A 15,077-nucleotide genomic window follows, 5' to 3' on the forward strand; every position below is an offset into this window, starting at 1 on the left:
GACTTGTCAGTCGTTTAACCAATCCTTTAGAACTTTTGCACAAAAGGTCAGCAACATCTCAAGAAAAAAATTGGTCATGTCTGCTGTAGAGTGCACACAAATAATCCGGTAGCGTAGTAGTATCTAGATTTTGTTAAAAAAGGAGGGACACCAATGCAAAACCGTACATATGGCTATGTTCATCCACAGTCAACATCGGTGACGCAGCTACGCGGACAATATGTGACGGGTTTTTCAGTCGGTATTTTATATTTGGATGATTGCTGGTACCCAACTGTACCAGGCAATGTCGCGAATTTAAGTACATACCCATTCCCGGTCATGCCTAAGAAAGTCCCGAACTGTACGACGATGAAACTACTAAACGGTGATGAAGGTTTACTCGAAACCATTGTGAACACCGCAAAGGAATTGGAAAAAGAAGGAGCGAGGGCCATCACATCCGCTTGTGGTTTTTTGGACGGTTCCAAAAGGAAGTCGCGGCAGCGGTCGACATTCCGGTTTACTTATCTAGCCTCATGCAAGTTCCTTGGCTTCTTGCAGGGTTAAAACCTAATAAAAAGGCCGGTATACTCACCGCTTACGAAAAAGGAATTTCACCAGAGCTTCTAGAGAATTGTGGCATCCATGATCCGTCTTCGATCCGCATCCAAGACTTAAGTGATTTAACAGAATTTTCATGCATTATTGAAGATCGTGGAACATTTGACCACGCCGCTCTTGAACAAGAAGCCGTAACAGCAGCCGAGTCTCTCGTTGACGATGACGTTGCTGTCATTCTACTTGAGTGTAGCGATTTGCCACCGTATGCGCATGCGATTCAACAAGCAACATCTCGACCTGTGTACGACTTTATTACGCTTATTCATTGGATGCACTATGCGACCACGCAAAAACCTTATTACGGATTTATGTAAGACATTTCAACAAAGGAGAGGCTTACATGAAAGATGGATTAACGTTTGCATTCGCGGTCGTTGGGGTTGTTGTTGGAGCTGGAATTGCATCAGGACAAGAAATCATGCAGTTTTTTACGTTTTTCGGATGGGTTGGAGGAATTGGTGCTCTGATTGCCACAGGACTTTTTATGTTCCTACTAACGAGTGTGATTCGAATTGGAAGCGAGATTAACGCGAAATCCCACTACCGCGTGCTGCAATATTTATGTGGAAAGTACTTAGCTGTGTTTGTTGATTTATTTCTGACTTTTTTCTTATTTGGAATCTTGGTCATCATGATTGCAGGTGGCGGTTCCCTATTTGATCAACAATTTGGATTGCCTGTTTATTTAGGTAGTTTTGTAATTACGGTACTTACAATCGCAACACTGTTTCTAAATTTCAAAGGCATTCTTTACGTACTCGGGGTCTTTACACCAATTATGTTCATTTTGCTCGTTGCCATGTCCGGATACTCTGCGGTTACGACGGAGTATTCATTTGAACAATTTATGCAACTCCAACAACCAGAATCTGCAGCAACGTTTCACTGGTTGCTTGGTGCTTGCTTGTTCGTCTCAAACTGTGTTGCGGCTAGCTTTCCGATGCTCTCAGTTATGGGGGGTTCTACGAAAAACAAAAAAGCACTGTTCATCGGAGGAATGGTCGGAGGTTTAACACTCGGCTTACTAACATTAATGATTCACATTTCGATCTTCTCGAACTTCCATTTAGCCGCAAATGTGGCGATGCCGACGTTAATCATCGCATCTGACTTTATGCCGCTGACCGCTTTAATCTTTGTCGTCTTAATCTTCGGGATGATCTTTAATACTGCCGTTGGGATGCTCTATTCATTTACGAGTCGAATGATGCGTCCTGGCACAATGAAGTTCAAATTGTACGGAACATTGTTCGGCTTTCTTGCCTTCGGAGCAAGCTTTGTCGGCTTCACAGACCTCGTGAACATTCTCTATCCAATCACAGGGTTAATTGGTTTTATTCTGATGGGCGCCATTACGATTAAGGCGATTTCTAGAAAGAAGCCGACCGACCTTCCAGATCAAAAGCTCGAAGTATAGAACAAGGTCCTCCAAAACTTTTGGAGGACCTTAGTTTTTATTCTGCCGACTGTAATTCCTTAACCACTTCTTCTCTGTACTCTCGGTTTTCTAGAAATTGCTGTACGAATGTAAAGTAATTCCGGTTTAATTTAAACCTCTCCCACGCGTTTAAGTTATCGGTGAACATTGCCCACTGCACGGAATCACCGTCGACTGTAGTCAAGAACCTTGGTTCATTTAGCACAAATGCCGTTGAACCACCTTTCCCACCCATCATCGTATATCCTTCTGGTGCGTCGTACATATCAGATAAAATCGACATGAAATAGTCGGAGGTTTCCTCATCCGCCCACTCCCCAGTTTGCACCTGATTTAGCCATCGACTGTATTCAGCTGTCGTAGAAGAAGGCAACCAGTCTGACCAAAACCGTTGGTCTCCTAGTCCTGCAGTAAGGCTCATTTCACTTGCATCCAATTGCTTATTCACAATCAATTGATGCGTTTCAAATACCTGTTCTTCATAGTCTTCAAATGACAAGTCTTCCAGTTCCCCATCATATTCTTGAATTACGATTAATCCACTGACAAAAGGAATTAGATTGTCATGATTTCCCAAGCCCCATTCGGCAATCCGTTCATTCACATGATCTATGCCTAATCGCTCTAGAAGATAATCCGTATTTGCATTTGAACTAAATGAAATCATCCCTCGAACAACTTCTTCTAACGAAACGGTGTCTTCGCCTACATCTTCCAACCATACAGGGTGTGCACCACCATCCGTATCAGGAAAGTAGAATTTCTCAAGATCTACAATCTCGATTTGTTCATCTGGATCGATGTTCCCCGAAGTCACTTCCTCAGCGAAAACACCTGCAATAGTCATTTTGGCTGTACTCGCTAAAGGAATATTCATGTCTTCATTTCGACTCACAACAACTTCATTATTCACTGCATAATAAAAAGAAGTAGTAGGATCTGTTTTTATGTAATTCACGACAAAGTCTACGTCTTCTCTTAGTACGTAATAAGCTAAACCACCAATGATCATGGCAAGAACACCTAACGTAATGATGCCTGCTTTCGTATACGTGTTCCGATCCAAGAGGATAGACATGACGACCATGATTCCTATACCTAATAGTAAATTAACATTTAATAATAAGACCGCTAAAAATATAACGATGGCTACAATCGTTGATCCAAACGCGCTAATATACCCCCACGTGTTCCGATTTTTCTCTTTGCGCAACGGAATTAGACTAAGAATGATGAATACTAAAAATGCGAAGATTGTTATCGTTGGCATGATTGTTTCCTTCCTTATGTTATTTCTAAAAACAGTAATTGAGTATACCATAGATACTGGCTTTGTACATTTTTGCTTAGTATAGCTAGCTTAGTTCAAATCAGGTTAACCTCAATTAAAACCTCTTCCAGCAAAAAATGACGTTGGGCTGCTCAACGCTAAGCAGCCCAACGCCATTCGCAATACAATCAACGTTAATAAATCGCATCTTCAATCACTAATGCATTCTCTTTAAATCGTTCAACTCGTAACGGACTCAAGTCGAGGGTGTCGTACTTCCCTTTCATAATCAATTCCGACAAGCCTCTTCCGACTGCTGGAGCTTGTTGCATGCCGTGTCCACTAAACCCAAAGGCAACGTAGTACCCTTTAGCCTCGGGGTGTTCACCGATAATGGCATTATGATCTTCTGTGTTGTGGTCATACAATCCCGTCCATCCACTCTGAAGCTTCAGCTGTTCAAACGGGCCGACACGGTGTCCGATAATTGGCCAAATGTTTTCGATGAAATCTTGTCGCTTCCAACTAAAATCCATACTTGGTACATAATCTTCGGCGTATCCACTAATAAAGTGCTCGCCTTCGTGTCTGAAATAAACGCCTGTTGGATCCATTGTGAGTGGTAGTGGGTTTTGTAGTGGCACCTCAGTGTCAAACTGGAACACACGACGCGGGAGTGAGACGACAGGTAACGGATACCCCGCTTGTTGACTCAACTGTGACGCCCAAGCACCTGCACTATTGATTACGATCGGTGCATAATACGTATCCCCATTCGTCATTTTTACCCCATTTTGAAAAACTTCATCGAGCACGAGATCTGCAACTTCATCATATACGTATTCGGCACCGAGACGTTTTGCATTTTTAATGTAGCCTTGCATGACGGAATATGGATCCAAATAACCACTCTCACTGCAATAAATTCCTCCCGCAATATCCTCCACATTCAGCTCAGGAATTCGGTTTAACAATCCCGCCTTATCAAGAATTTCAGAGTTCACACCGAGTTGGTGTTGCAACTTGAGATGTTCTTCGAACTTGCTCATCATCTCATCGGTTCCTAAAAATAAATATCCTCGTTGTTTCAAGTCAATCTCCGGATCAAAGCCATCAAATTTCATCGTTTCGTGAAAATTTTTATAAACATGTAAGCTATATTGACTCAGTTCAATATTTACTTTCGTCGTAAACAATTGGCGAATGCCACCTGCACTTCGTGACGTCGATGAATATTCATACTTTCGGTCTTTTTCAAATACGATTACTTTTCCCTCGTAGCCCGCGTTAAGTAAATGATAAGCAATGCTTGATCCGATCACACCGCCACCAACAATTAATAGATCCGCATGTTTCGAATTCATCGCCCCGCCTACTTTCTTTCATTTCTTATAACTGTACAAAACCGATCACGACACTTCTATAGCTACTCTCCACAAAAAACTCAATCGAAACAGCTGGAATATTCGTCACTTTCACGAAGGAACCTGTCAACATTTGACGAATACTATTACTTTAAAGGCAGGTGTTCGGTTTGCTAGAGAGAATTGCACAACGAATTGTTGATCAAACGACCGATATTCTCGATTATCCGATGAGCATAACCGATGAACACGGAATCATTGTCGGATGCACAGACTCTAAACGGCTCGGCACCATTCACTGTGCATCGATTGATGTGTTAAAGAAAGACCAAATTGTTCATTTCGATGAAGTGTACGCAAAGTCACTCGTCAATGTATTGCCTGGCGTTGCCGCACCGATTTACTTTAACGAACGAGCAATCGGTGTTCTCGGTATTGTCGGCAATCCTGAAGACGTGAACAACTATACGAAACTCGTAAAAAGCCATGTAGAAATGCTTTGTTACGAATCGTTTTATCAAGAAAGCGCGATCCTTGAGGCAAAAAAGCACGACACACTGATCCACCACTTACTCCATACCCCTTCAACAAATGCAGATCGAATTGAACATTATGCAACTATGATTGGCTTTGATCTTAGTCGGAGAAGATGTTGCATTCTCATTGAGTTTCAGCCGTCATCTCAAGCAAACCCTGCAATGTGGACGCATGACCACCACGTGATGCAAGAATACCTGTATGCACACGTTCTTGATGATGACCAGGACTTGCTTACACTGCTAACGCTTGATCGTTGGCTTTTATTAAAAACAACACACCTTGATGATGTGTATAAAAACAAATCGTTTCACTATCAGATTCATCGGTTCCAAGAGCATCTGCTCGAGCAATATCATATTACGTGTCAGATTTCGATCGGTCCCCTTGGACAAAGCATTACTGGCATTCAAGAATCCTTTGAAAGTGCAGAAAGAACCTTGACCGCAGGAAAACATGCAAATGAATTGAATAACATTTATCATTATGCAGACTGGGCCATTGCACTTCCTTTACTAATTGAACAATTACATCCTTACTTAGAGAAACGCCTGCACGATAACTTATCGAATCTTTTTGATGACCCGAAGTTCAACACGCTATCAGCGACATTTCTTTCGTATTGTCATCACAACATGAATTTAAGCAAAACCGCAAGGGCGCTCTATCTTCATCGCAACTCCCTCGTCTATCGTTTACAGAAAATCAAAGACATCACAGGACTTGATCTCGATCAATTCGAAGATTGCATCTTGCTTTATGTTGCACTGCGAGCAAAAAGTAACCCTGTGCTTTTTCAAGAAGGCAAAGAAAACGTCAAACAAGAGTAGCCCTACTAGTGGCTACTCTTGTTTTGATATTAATAGGTTTCCTCTGACGAAATGGTTACTTCATTAGATTGTTATTTTATACGACAGCCACTAATATACTGAATAAGATCCCATTATATATTTTCGTAATTTTTAAAAATAATATGACTATATTACTTATTTTATAGTATTATAGTCTTAACCCGAGGGAATACAATTGCGGCGGATCCGCCACTGGAAGGAATTTTCAGTGACAAAGTCGATCCGTCAACAATTCAACTTCGAGGAAATCTATCATCAGTACAACCCATTAATTAAAGCATCTGTTAAACGCACACAGATCCGAGGTTTCCATGAAGATCTAATGCAGGCAGGTTACATGGCGTTGTGGAAAGCATATGAAACACACAATCCAGAGAAAGGACCCTTCCCGGCGTACGCTAAGCTTTGCGTAAGTTATGAACTGTTGACGTACTTCAAAAGTGAGTACACCTATCAGGGCCATAACATGCCTACCGACTTCCAAGAAACATATGAAGAGCGTGGCCACGCAACAGACAGATACACAGAGGATGATTTTGGGCATTACCTCTCGCTTCTCAGCGACAAAGAACGCATATGGGCGTATGAACATTGCGTCAACGATTTGCCTCCTCGCATGATTGCAAAGAAATACAGGGTGTCTGTTTCCGCAGTGAAAGACTGGCGGAAGCGGGCAATTGCACGACTTCAAAACGTACTAAAATGACAAAAGAGTCCCTTTGCATTTCAAAGGGACTCTTTCGTATGAAGTGATTTCCTTAGTAAATCTGTCGATCATTTTCACCCATATTTCCACACCTTGTCTCATACGTATAAGTAGGAGAAGGAAGGTGTTTCGGTGAATACGTTTTTTCGTGGCTTACTCGTACTTTCACTCGCTGCATTTGTTGGTGAGTGCTTAGAACTGTTTATCAATGTTGTACTGGCTCGTGAACTTGGTGATGAGGCATTTGGAATGTATATGGCCATTTTGCCGACGATTCTTTTCGTTGTCGTACTTTCAAATATTGAATTGCCCGTATCGATCTCAAAACTCATTGCTGAGAAAGAACCAACGTATCACTGGAGCGTCCTTAAACACGCACTGAAGTTGGCATCGCTTTGGGCTGTTGTCATGATGTTCATCGCATCATGGATTTTACCTTTACTCCCTGTCTTTCATACGTACCACGTAGGGATTCAATGGATGCTTCTTCTTCTTATTCCAATCATTACGTTCTCTGCGGTTGTAAAGGGCTATTTAATCGGTGCCCAGAAGACAACAAAGATTGCAATCGCCAATCTGATGAAACGGTCACTGCAACTCGTTGGTCTCCTAATTGTGTTCCAATTGTTTTCTTTTGACAGCGACGTTGCGATTTTCATGGCACTACTTGCTTTAAAACTAAGTGAATTACTCGTTTTAGGTTACTTAATGGTCGTGTTCATTTTTAATATGAAAAAGATCAAATCCGTGAAGCAGACGACTCTCACTGGAAAAGAAGTGCGACAGAAGTTACTTGCCGTCTCCATTCCTACGACCGGGCTTAGAATCTTTCATTCCGCTTCATTTGCCATTAAGCCGTTCCTGATTACTTGGGCACTCGGAAATGCAGGCATGATTGAAAGCATCGCCGTTGTTGAGTACGGCAAGTTAGCAGGGATTGCATTCACCGTCGGCTTCTTTCCAGCGTTTATCGCCCATGCGTTACTGATCGTGCTCATCCCGATCGTTGCTGACGCTTATGAACGAAAAGACTTCGCGACATTGCACCACTATTTGAAGCTATCAATGATTGTCACCGTATTTTACGGTGCGCCCGTCGTTCTCATGTTCTATGCATTCGCAGAACCAATTACGAACTTGTTCTTTGAAGCATCATCGGCTCACATTTACTTGCAAATACTCGTTCCTTACTTTATCTTCCAATACTTTGCCACACCGCTCCAAGCTTATCTGATCGGTATTGGCTTAGTGAAAGACGCGTTCATTCACTCCTTATATTCAACGAGCATTTCCTTTGTCTTAATGATCGTCCTCGGGTCCATGCAAAGCTTGCAAATGGACGGCATTATACTCGGAATGAACATGGGCGCTGTATTGCTCACACTGCTTCACTATGTAACGATCTGTAAAAAACTCGGATTAAACGTCATGATGGGACGCCAAGAAGCGCTGTCTTCGTGAAGGTGGAATCTAAGGTGAACAACAAATGAAAAACATCGTCCACTGAATCAGGTGGTCGATGTTTTTCATTTGTAACTATGAGTAGAGCTTTGACTTATAAAAAATTAGCAACGCTGAAAAACGTAAGAAGCCCCAGAATAACTCCGGTCGTTGTGACAACCGTTTTCTTATCCAGTGGACCCCGGCTAATTCGTATTTCCATTAATGGAATTAAGACCAGCATTGTTGAAAGCAAGATGAGTAAGAGTATCGGAAACCATAAATGATTCTGATGAATATAGCTCGCAAGATCTGGGCGAGAGTCTAGGATATAAGCTACGGCTAACATTCCTCCAAAACCACCGATATACACGAACCATCTCAGCCGTCGCCACCGGCGATCCGCAGGCGTACGACTCTGTTTCTCGTTATCGATGGATCGTTTCCCTTCTACTAAAGAATTAGCCTTTAGCAAGAATCTGTCTAACTCGTTAATCCCCTTTTCCAAAAACTCCTCTTGCATTTGGATTTCATCAAATGAATAGAGCCATTCCCCTTCCGTAAAGAAATCCAAGAACGTCTGATCCGTGTAATCAAACTTCGCTTTTTGATAGACCGCATCAAATGCATATTTACGTTCTTTATTCGTTCCAATTGCATGTTGAAAACGCTCACGAGGTACGACAAATAATCGTGGTTTCTTCTGTGAGAATTCAAACATCTTCTCATAAAATTGATCATCATGAAAGGTAATTGAAATTTTGACTTGGTAAGGTTTTCCCTTCGTCTCATCGGTTATTTTACTCGCCGTCAACGTATAAGATTGCATCCGTCCCTCCTCATTATTCTGCCCTTTTATTGCTTGTTCTTACTTACGTCTTGGTCTTCCATTAATTCCGATCTAAATATTCTATATTTTCCATTATATTAACAAAAGCTTACTTATTTTGCATGAATTTCTGATAAAACATTCCTGTAGAAAACCTCACAAAAATCCCAACCGATTGCCAATTCCCTGATACAATCACCCAATACAAAAAGGGAGTGTGTCGCTATGTCTAATGTGATGAGAGAAACGGTTACTGCAAAACCTGTACAAACCGCAACACTACCATGGTGGAAGTCTTGGGGACCTGGCGCAATTGTCGCTGCATGCATTATCGGTCCAGGAACCGTGACAACCGTATCTGTTGCTGGGGCAGAGCTTGGCTTTCAAGTCGCTTGGATTCTTGTGCTCGCTTGTCTTGTCGGGTATTTCATTCAACGTCCCGTCATCAATTGGACGGTCGCCACTGGGACTAGTGTACTTGAAGGCATACGTGATGAAGTGAGTGTGTTCTGGTCAAAATCAATCTTTTTTGGTTTATGGCTCGGGGCGCTCGCTTTCCAAGCAGGTAATTTCATCGGCGCTTCCATGGCAATGAACTTACTGTTTCCTTCTGTTCCGATGCTTGCCTGGGTTTCTTTGTTATCGATTATGGCAATGAGTATCGCTTGGTTTGGCGTGTACAAAGTGCTTGAAAACATAAACCGAATCGTCATGGTCATGCTTGTACTTACGTTTTGTCTTACTGCTCTGGTCGCACTTCCTGATGCAGGTAGCACGATCAGTCAAGGATTCACGCTTTCCATTCCACAAGGAAATATATTGATTATTCTAGCCTTAGTGGCAACGATTCTCGTGCCGAACACACTTGTTGCACTATCTGGTTTTACGAAGAATAAGTATCGAGATTCGGCGTATTCGAAAGAACAGGTTCGTAAGCTTTCCTTTAACGATTTAAAGATCAACTTTACGTTACTCGCACTTATTTCAATTGCGATTTTACTTTCTTCGGCGACAGCGTTTTATGGGTCTGGTCAAACGATCGCAAGTGCAGGCGATATGGCCGTTCAACTTACGCCAATTCTCGGCTCTTTTGCAACAGTCTTCTTTGCCGTTGGTTTATGGACCGCAGGGTTTTCATCCGGACTATTTAACTTAACGGTGCAACCGATGTTGTTTGGGCATGCCTTTAAACGTTCTGAAGATCCAGGTTCAAAAGTGAATCGAATCATTCTAATCGTAACAGCGATTATTCCAATTGCACTCGTTTGGGTGTTCGGTGGTTCACCAATCGAACTTATTATTTCTGCACAAGCCGTCAACGGATTATTGTTGCCTGTACTCACTGTTGTCTTGTTCATCTTAACGAACAAAACCGATCGTATGGGACAATTTAAAAACACGACGGCAAGCAATGTCATCAATGTTCTTATTATCGGACTCGTAACCGTCCTTGCGGTTCAAGTGTTTATTGATTTCTTTTAACCCAAAACCCTAGCTCATTGGCTAGGGTTTCATACCCCGCATTTAAGTAAACGCTTACTTCTCTTCCTCTTTTTTCGTTTCGTTGATTTCCCTGTTATATTTGCTCTCAGCTGTTTCAGACGATGGGTAAAGCTACCCTTTTCTTCTTGTATTGCGTTAAATGAGTTTCCTACAATCACGAATTTTTTTTTAGTTATTCTACACAATGATTTTCTTACACGTCTTGATAGACTATGTTCAAATCTAATCGTAATGAGGTGAAAGTGTGGGCTTAGTCGTAAAAGACGTAAGTAAGTCGTTTCCATCAGAACATGGCATCAAACCTGTATTGCAAGACATTACGTTTGAAAGTAAAGACAACGAATTTGTTTGTGTCCTCGGTCATAGTGGATGTGGGAAATCGACACTCTTAAACATGATTGCCGGTTTCGCTTCTCCTGATGACGGGTTAATGACCGTCAATGGCGAACAAATTAATGGTCCTGATCAAGAACGTGGCGTCGTTTTTCAAGAGCATGCCCTTTTTCCTTGGTATACAGTTCTTGAGAACATTGCCCTTGGACCGACATTTCAAGGAAAGCCTAAGGAAGAGTCTCAACAAATTGCAAAGAAATACTTAGCCCTTGTCAATCTTGAAGACGCCGCCGATCAATATCCTAGTCAACTTTCAGGTGGCATGAAGCAGCGTGTCGGAATTGCCCGTGCACTTGCAAATGAACCGAAAATTCTGCTGATGGACGAGCCGTTTGGAGCCCTCGACATATTGACTCGCGAGACGATGCGTAAAGAACTGTTGAACATCTGGATGCATTTACGAACGATGGTCGTTTTTGTTACACATAGCATCGCGGAAGCGGTGCATTTGGCAGACCGAATTCTTGTCATGAAGCAAGGGAAAATTGCATCCAACATTGAAGTTCATCTCGATCGACCTCGCGACGCGAAACATCCACAGTTCTTATCCCTCGTTGATGAACTTAGTTCAATCTTAATTGAAGAGAAAGCGAGGGCATAAACCATGACTGTTGGTACGAATGAAAAGCTTTCCTTAAAAAATTCAATGACCTCCCATTTTTTTACAACAGAACGAAAAGATAGCCTGTCACGTATGATGACGATCGCCGGCTTCTTCGCTTTATGGCAAATTATCGGGATGATCAATGCACACTTTGAATGGTTTAACCCTACTTTTCTCCCCACACCTGTTGACGTGCTCGGAGCTGCACTTCATTTGCATGATCAAGGTGTTCTCTTCACTCACATTTGGTCAAGTACATGGCGACTTGGTGTTGGTTTTATTCTCGGAGTTGTTATTGCTGTTGTACTCGACTTTTTAATCGCAAAAGTGAAATTGGTTCAGAACGCACTCGAACCCCTCATTAATATAATCGGTCCAATCCCACCATTTGCATTATTACCGATCTTCATTATTTGGATGGGCGTTGGCGAACTGTCAAAACTCACATTAATTACATACGCAACTGCCATTCCAATGATTGCTTATACCGTCGATGGCATACGTAATGTCAATCCGCTACTCGTTCGCTCAGCATTATCTCTCGGAGCCAATCAATGGCAAGTGTTCAAAAGTGTGATCTTACCTTCTGCTCTTCCTCCGATTTTTGTCGGTATGAGAGTCACCCTAGCGATTTCTTTTTCGGCAATGGTCGTTGCAGAAATGATCGGAGCGTTTTCTGGTCTTGGTTATCTGATTATCGATTCGCGTAACTTCTTTCAAATGGACAATATGTTTTTAGCAGCCGCACTAATCGGTGTGCTCTATTCTATCTTCGCACTGATTTTAAGTTTCATTGAAAAAAGGTTGTTCAAGTGGAGACAAGGTACACAAATGAACGATGCCATTAGCAAATAATCATAAGGGGGTTATGATCATGAAAAAGAATCGTTTAAGCTTTGCACTTGTTACAGGGGCCGCTTTAACGCTTGCAGCATGCGGAAGTGACGAGCCTCAGAGCAATGAAACATCTGAAGAACCAGACAATGAGGCGAGCGCATCCGAAGAATTAGAGACGACTGAAGTAACGTTGTACGGAGTTGTTGATACACAAGTGTCTGCTCAACAAATGATCGCTGAAGAAATGGGATTTTTTGAAGATGAAGGATTAACAGTGGAAAGTAATATCGTGCAATCTGGTCCCGACATCGGCCCGTTAATCGCAAGCGGTGACGCCTACGCAAGTTTTGAGACGACGATTACGAACATTACGCTTTCCTCATCAGGTGTCGACAATGTCATCATTGCGCCAATGGCAAACATCTCAGGCACACAAGCGGTCATTGCTCACCCTGATTATGAAATCAACAGTGCTCAAGATATTGAAGGTGCCACGATTGGAATGGTACAAGGTGCCGGGGTTACAATTGCCTTGCAAAACATGGCCGATGAACTCGGAGTGAATATGGATGAAGTGGACTTTATCAACATGTCTCCGACAGACCAAATTGCGACTCTTGATAACGGCAACATCGACATTATGGCCGCATGGGAGCCATGGGTTACAACAGGTGTAGATCTGGGCGCAGAATTCTTGTTCAGTGGCAGCGTTTCTGAAATGCCAGAAGTACAAGGTGACGTCGATTGGATGCAATATTACTCAACATTCCAAGTAACAGAAGATTTTCTAGAAGACAACCCGAATACGGTAAAAGCACTGCTTCGTGCTCTACATCGTGCGACTGAATACATTAATGAAGACCGTGAAGGCGCACTAAATATTATGGATGATGTTATCGAACACTTACCACGAGAACAAATTGAAGAAATTATGGAACGCAATGATTATTCTATGGAAGTTACCGATGACCTAAGAGAAGGTTCAGACGTCATTGCCGAACACCTTCATAACATGGATAGCATTCGTGACGTACCGGCATTTGAGGATTATACCGATTTCACGTTGTTAGAAGAAGTGTTGAACGACTAATAACAAAGCGAGTCTGCGGCATCTATACCCGTAGACTCGCTTTCGTTTTTATAACTTCGAATGTCATACTCCCACCCTAATTAATCTTGCCTCAATCGCTTCGTCGATCTGGCGAACCTTTTTATCGTGTCCAACATTAGGGCGATTTGACCCCTGAATCTGTACTCGGTACGAACCAAATCACTGAACTTGGATCACTCATCACTAATCTCTTAGCTTGAAGCTAAAAGTATTAGGATCATGAAAAAGAATACCTTAATCCTCTCTATAACCATTCGACGTTTGTTCTAAGGGCCTCATGTTTACTTCCCTTTGATTTTGACCAAGCTATCGGATAAGAGAGGGGAGATTGTTTTGAGCTCTAAGAAGAAACGGTTACTAGACAAATTTAAAATAGAAAATACGACGAACACACTGGTTCGTGGAAACAACTTGAAGAATGGCAAGCCCTATTCTCATTATGTTTACGAACCAGAGAAAAACGAAAAGAGAAAGGGATCTTAACATCCCTTTCTCTCTTTTTTATTTAATATACTTGTCCGCGATTTCTTTCCCCAAATGGAGACGGCTAATTCGTTGTTCTACTGTTTCTGAAGAGTCCATTGATTGTGGGTCTCTGTATTTTGCAAGTATGGCTTCTCTTCGACGTTTCCTTTGAGTTGGGGATAACCGGCGTGCTTTTGTCGCTACTTCGCTTTGCATAAAACAGCTCCCCTTTCTACTAGTTAGAAATCAACGATTTATAACCCATTACCCTATCATTCTTACTCATAATCATACTCCACTATATCTAACATTTCAATTTCGTTCTTCACCACTTCTGCATAATGAATAAGGCCTTTAAGTGTATTCGTATCCAAATCATCAAACAGATCTTCGATGTTTCTTGAAACTACGATATACACCGTTTGTTCGAAAGGGATAATCAATTCATCATCCTCTACCACTTCTTCTACTTTTGTTTCAGCAATCATTAAGTTCGTTGATTTTCTTTTGATTCGATTTTTATAGGCGATCTTTTGTTTACCTTCTAAATACTGAAGATCAGCAATTAATAAGCTCTGCCCTTTAGTAAAATCATGACTTTCAGTATATACTTTCACTTCAATCTCATGGTCGTCATATGCTGCTCTTAATTGCGTTTGGTACGACCTCATAACTTCCATTAAGATCGCTAAATGAGACCTTCGATCCTCGGCTCTCATTTTAGCTAAGGCATATCTATGAGATTCGATGACTTTAGATAAGTAATTGATCGTCTGACCTGCCTTTTTCTCAGCAATTTCACTCGTATCAAATTCAATCTCAACATTAAAAAAACGAATTTTCTTTGATGAAACCAACAGAAGAACATTCGTAAAGAAAAAACCAAATACTAGAACAATTGCCGCGCCTAAAAACCCAACGATGAAGGGAGCAATATAGTACTGATTTGCAGATAGATCCTCGATTAAGGGGTTATTGAAATAATTTATTGTTGTGATTATAAAAGCTAAAAAAGACAACACGATAAAAAACATATAGCTTCCGATCCTAATCATCTGGCGATGTTTAGGTAACTCATTTTGTAGATTTAATAAGAAAAGATTAAAAGCTCTCATATATCAGATCC

General features: G+C 41.7%; 15 protein-coding genes. 10 read left to right on the top strand and 5 right to left on the bottom strand.

What is annotated here, in order from left to right:
* Nucleotides 1-153: 153 nt before the first annotated feature.
* Genes JOD17_RS21295 through JOD17_RS09405 form a run of 3 tightly spaced genes read left to right on the top strand, consistent with a single transcriptional unit; the run spans nucleotide 154 to nucleotide 2,020 of the window.
* Nucleotides 154-549 (top strand): aspartate/glutamate racemase family protein, encoded by a 396-nt coding sequence (locus tag JOD17_RS21295; protein WP_239575403.1) that lies wholly within the window; start codon nucleotides 154-156, stop codon nucleotides 547-549.
* Nucleotides 447-917, top strand: a complete 471-nt coding sequence (locus JOD17_RS21300) for an aspartate/glutamate racemase family protein (RefSeq protein WP_239575404.1) — start codon at nucleotides 447-449, stop codon at nucleotides 915-917. The genes JOD17_RS21295 and JOD17_RS21300 overlap by 103 nt, the downstream gene beginning before the upstream one ends.
* A 26-nt stretch (nucleotides 918-943) precedes the next feature.
* Nucleotides 944-2,020 (top strand): YkvI family membrane protein, encoded by a 1,077-nt coding sequence (locus tag JOD17_RS09405; protein ID WP_204697277.1) that lies wholly within the window; start codon nucleotides 944-946, stop codon nucleotides 2,018-2,020.
* 37 nt (nucleotides 2,021-2,057) lie between these two features.
* Here the strand turns inward: JOD17_RS09405 and JOD17_RS09410 are convergent, their stop codons facing one another.
* Both JOD17_RS09410 and JOD17_RS09415 read right to left on the bottom strand, forming a co-directional pair.
* Entirely contained in the window at nucleotides 2,058-3,311 is a 1,254-nt protein-coding gene (locus JOD17_RS09410; protein ID WP_204697278.1) for a serine hydrolase, read from the bottom strand.
* A gap of 194 nt (nucleotides 3,312-3,505) precedes the next feature.
* Nucleotides 3,506-4,675, bottom strand: coding sequence for an NAD(P)/FAD-dependent oxidoreductase (locus JOD17_RS09415; RefSeq protein WP_204697279.1), 1,170 nt, complete (start codon nucleotides 4,673-4,675; stop codon nucleotides 3,506-3,508).
* A gap of 170 nt (nucleotides 4,676-4,845) precedes the next feature.
* Between JOD17_RS09415 and JOD17_RS09420 the strand changes: the two genes are divergently transcribed.
* The 3 genes from JOD17_RS09420 (at nucleotide 4,846) to JOD17_RS09430 (ending at nucleotide 8,230) form a co-directional block, all read left to right on the top strand.
* Nucleotides 4,846-6,042, top strand: a complete 1,197-nt coding sequence (locus tag JOD17_RS09420; RefSeq protein ID WP_204697281.1) for a CdaR family transcriptional regulator — start codon at nucleotides 4,846-4,848, stop codon at nucleotides 6,040-6,042.
* 229 nt (nucleotides 6,043-6,271) lie between these two features.
* On the top strand, nucleotides 6,272-6,769 hold the full coding sequence (locus JOD17_RS09425) for a sigma-70 family RNA polymerase sigma factor (protein ID WP_204697283.1): 498 nt from the start codon (nucleotides 6,272-6,274) through the stop codon (nucleotides 6,767-6,769).
* A 132-nt stretch (nucleotides 6,770-6,901) separates the two neighbouring features.
* Nucleotides 6,902-8,230: an oligosaccharide flippase family protein gene (locus tag JOD17_RS09430; protein WP_204697285.1), complete on the top strand. Its 1,329-nt coding sequence runs from the start codon at nucleotides 6,902-6,904 to the stop codon at nucleotides 8,228-8,230.
* Nucleotides 8,231-8,324: 94 nt separating this feature from the next.
* Here JOD17_RS09430 and JOD17_RS09435 read toward each other — a convergent pair whose 3' ends face one another.
* Entirely contained in the window at nucleotides 8,325-9,038 is a 714-nt protein-coding gene (locus JOD17_RS09435; RefSeq protein WP_204697287.1) for a hypothetical protein, read from the bottom strand.
* Between the two features lie 225 nt (nucleotides 9,039-9,263).
* Between JOD17_RS09435 and JOD17_RS09440 the strand changes: the two genes are divergently transcribed.
* The 4 genes from JOD17_RS09440 (at nucleotide 9,264) to JOD17_RS09455 (ending at nucleotide 13,465) form a co-directional block, all read left to right on the top strand.
* On the top strand, nucleotides 9,264-10,520 hold the full coding sequence (locus JOD17_RS09440; RefSeq protein WP_204697289.1) for an Nramp family divalent metal transporter: 1,257 nt from the start codon (nucleotides 9,264-9,266) through the stop codon (nucleotides 10,518-10,520).
* A 265-nt stretch (nucleotides 10,521-10,785) separates the two neighbouring features.
* Nucleotides 10,786-11,535, top strand: a complete 750-nt coding sequence (locus tag JOD17_RS09445) for an ATP-binding cassette domain-containing protein (RefSeq protein ID WP_204697291.1) — start codon at nucleotides 10,786-10,788, stop codon at nucleotides 11,533-11,535.
* Between the two features lie 3 nt (nucleotides 11,536-11,538).
* Complete coding sequence (locus JOD17_RS09450; RefSeq protein ID WP_204697293.1) at nucleotides 11,539-12,393, top strand: ABC transporter permease; 855 nt, start codon at nucleotides 11,539-11,541, stop codon at nucleotides 12,391-12,393.
* Nucleotides 12,394-12,412: 19 nt separating this feature from the next.
* Nucleotides 12,413-13,465 (top strand): ABC transporter substrate-binding protein, encoded by a 1,053-nt coding sequence (locus JOD17_RS09455; RefSeq protein WP_204697295.1) that lies wholly within the window; start codon nucleotides 12,413-12,415, stop codon nucleotides 13,463-13,465.
* Nucleotides 13,466-13,987: 522 nt separating this feature from the next.
* On the opposite strand, the gene JOD17_RS09460 is transcribed toward JOD17_RS09455, so the two are convergent.
* Nucleotides 13,988-14,167 (bottom strand): hypothetical protein, encoded by a 180-nt coding sequence (locus JOD17_RS09460; RefSeq protein ID WP_042358669.1) that lies wholly within the window; start codon nucleotides 14,165-14,167, stop codon nucleotides 13,988-13,990.
* Between the two features lie 62 nt (nucleotides 14,168-14,229).
* Nucleotides 14,230-15,066 (bottom strand): hypothetical protein, encoded by an 837-nt coding sequence (locus tag JOD17_RS09465; protein WP_204697297.1) that lies wholly within the window; start codon nucleotides 15,064-15,066, stop codon nucleotides 14,230-14,232.
* Nucleotides 15,067-15,077: the final 11 nt, after the last annotated feature.

The sequence above is a fragment of the Geomicrobium sediminis genome (assembly GCF_016908595.1).
Taxonomy (GTDB): domain Bacteria; phylum Bacillota; class Bacilli; order Bacillales; family Marinococcaceae; genus Geomicrobium_A; species Geomicrobium_A sediminis.

Excerpts from the sequence above, each read along its gene's own strand:
- JOD17_RS09435 (WP_204697287.1), bottom strand. The coding sequence starts at position 9,038 with ATGCAATCTTATACGTTGACGGCGAGTAAAATAACCGATGAGACGAAG.
- JOD17_RS21295 (WP_239575403.1), top strand. The coding sequence starts at position 154 with ATGCAAAACCGTACATATGGCTATGTTCATCCACAGTCAACATCGGTG.
- JOD17_RS09405 (WP_204697277.1), top strand. The coding sequence starts at position 944 with ATGAAAGATGGATTAACGTTTGCATTCGCGGTCGTTGGGGTTGTTGTT.
- JOD17_RS09440 (WP_204697289.1), top strand. The coding sequence starts at position 9,264 with ATGTCTAATGTGATGAGAGAAACGGTTACTGCAAAACCTGTACAAACC.
- JOD17_RS09460 (WP_042358669.1), bottom strand. The coding sequence starts at position 14,167 with ATGCAAAGCGAAGTAGCGACAAAAGCACGCCGGTTATCCCCAACTCAA.
- JOD17_RS09450 (WP_204697293.1), top strand. The coding sequence starts at position 11,539 with ATGACTGTTGGTACGAATGAAAAGCTTTCCTTAAAAAATTCAATGACC.
- JOD17_RS09415 (WP_204697279.1), bottom strand. The coding sequence starts at position 4,675 with ATGAATTCGAAACATGCGGATCTATTAATTGTTGGTGGCGGTGTGATC.
- JOD17_RS09465 (WP_204697297.1), bottom strand. The coding sequence starts at position 15,066 with ATGAGAGCTTTTAATCTTTTCTTATTAAATCTACAAAATGAGTTACCT.
- JOD17_RS09410 (WP_204697278.1), bottom strand. The coding sequence starts at position 3,311 with ATGCCAACGATAACAATCTTCGCATTTTTAGTATTCATCATTCTTAGT.
- JOD17_RS09455 (WP_204697295.1), top strand. The coding sequence starts at position 12,413 with ATGAAAAAGAATCGTTTAAGCTTTGCACTTGTTACAGGGGCCGCTTTA.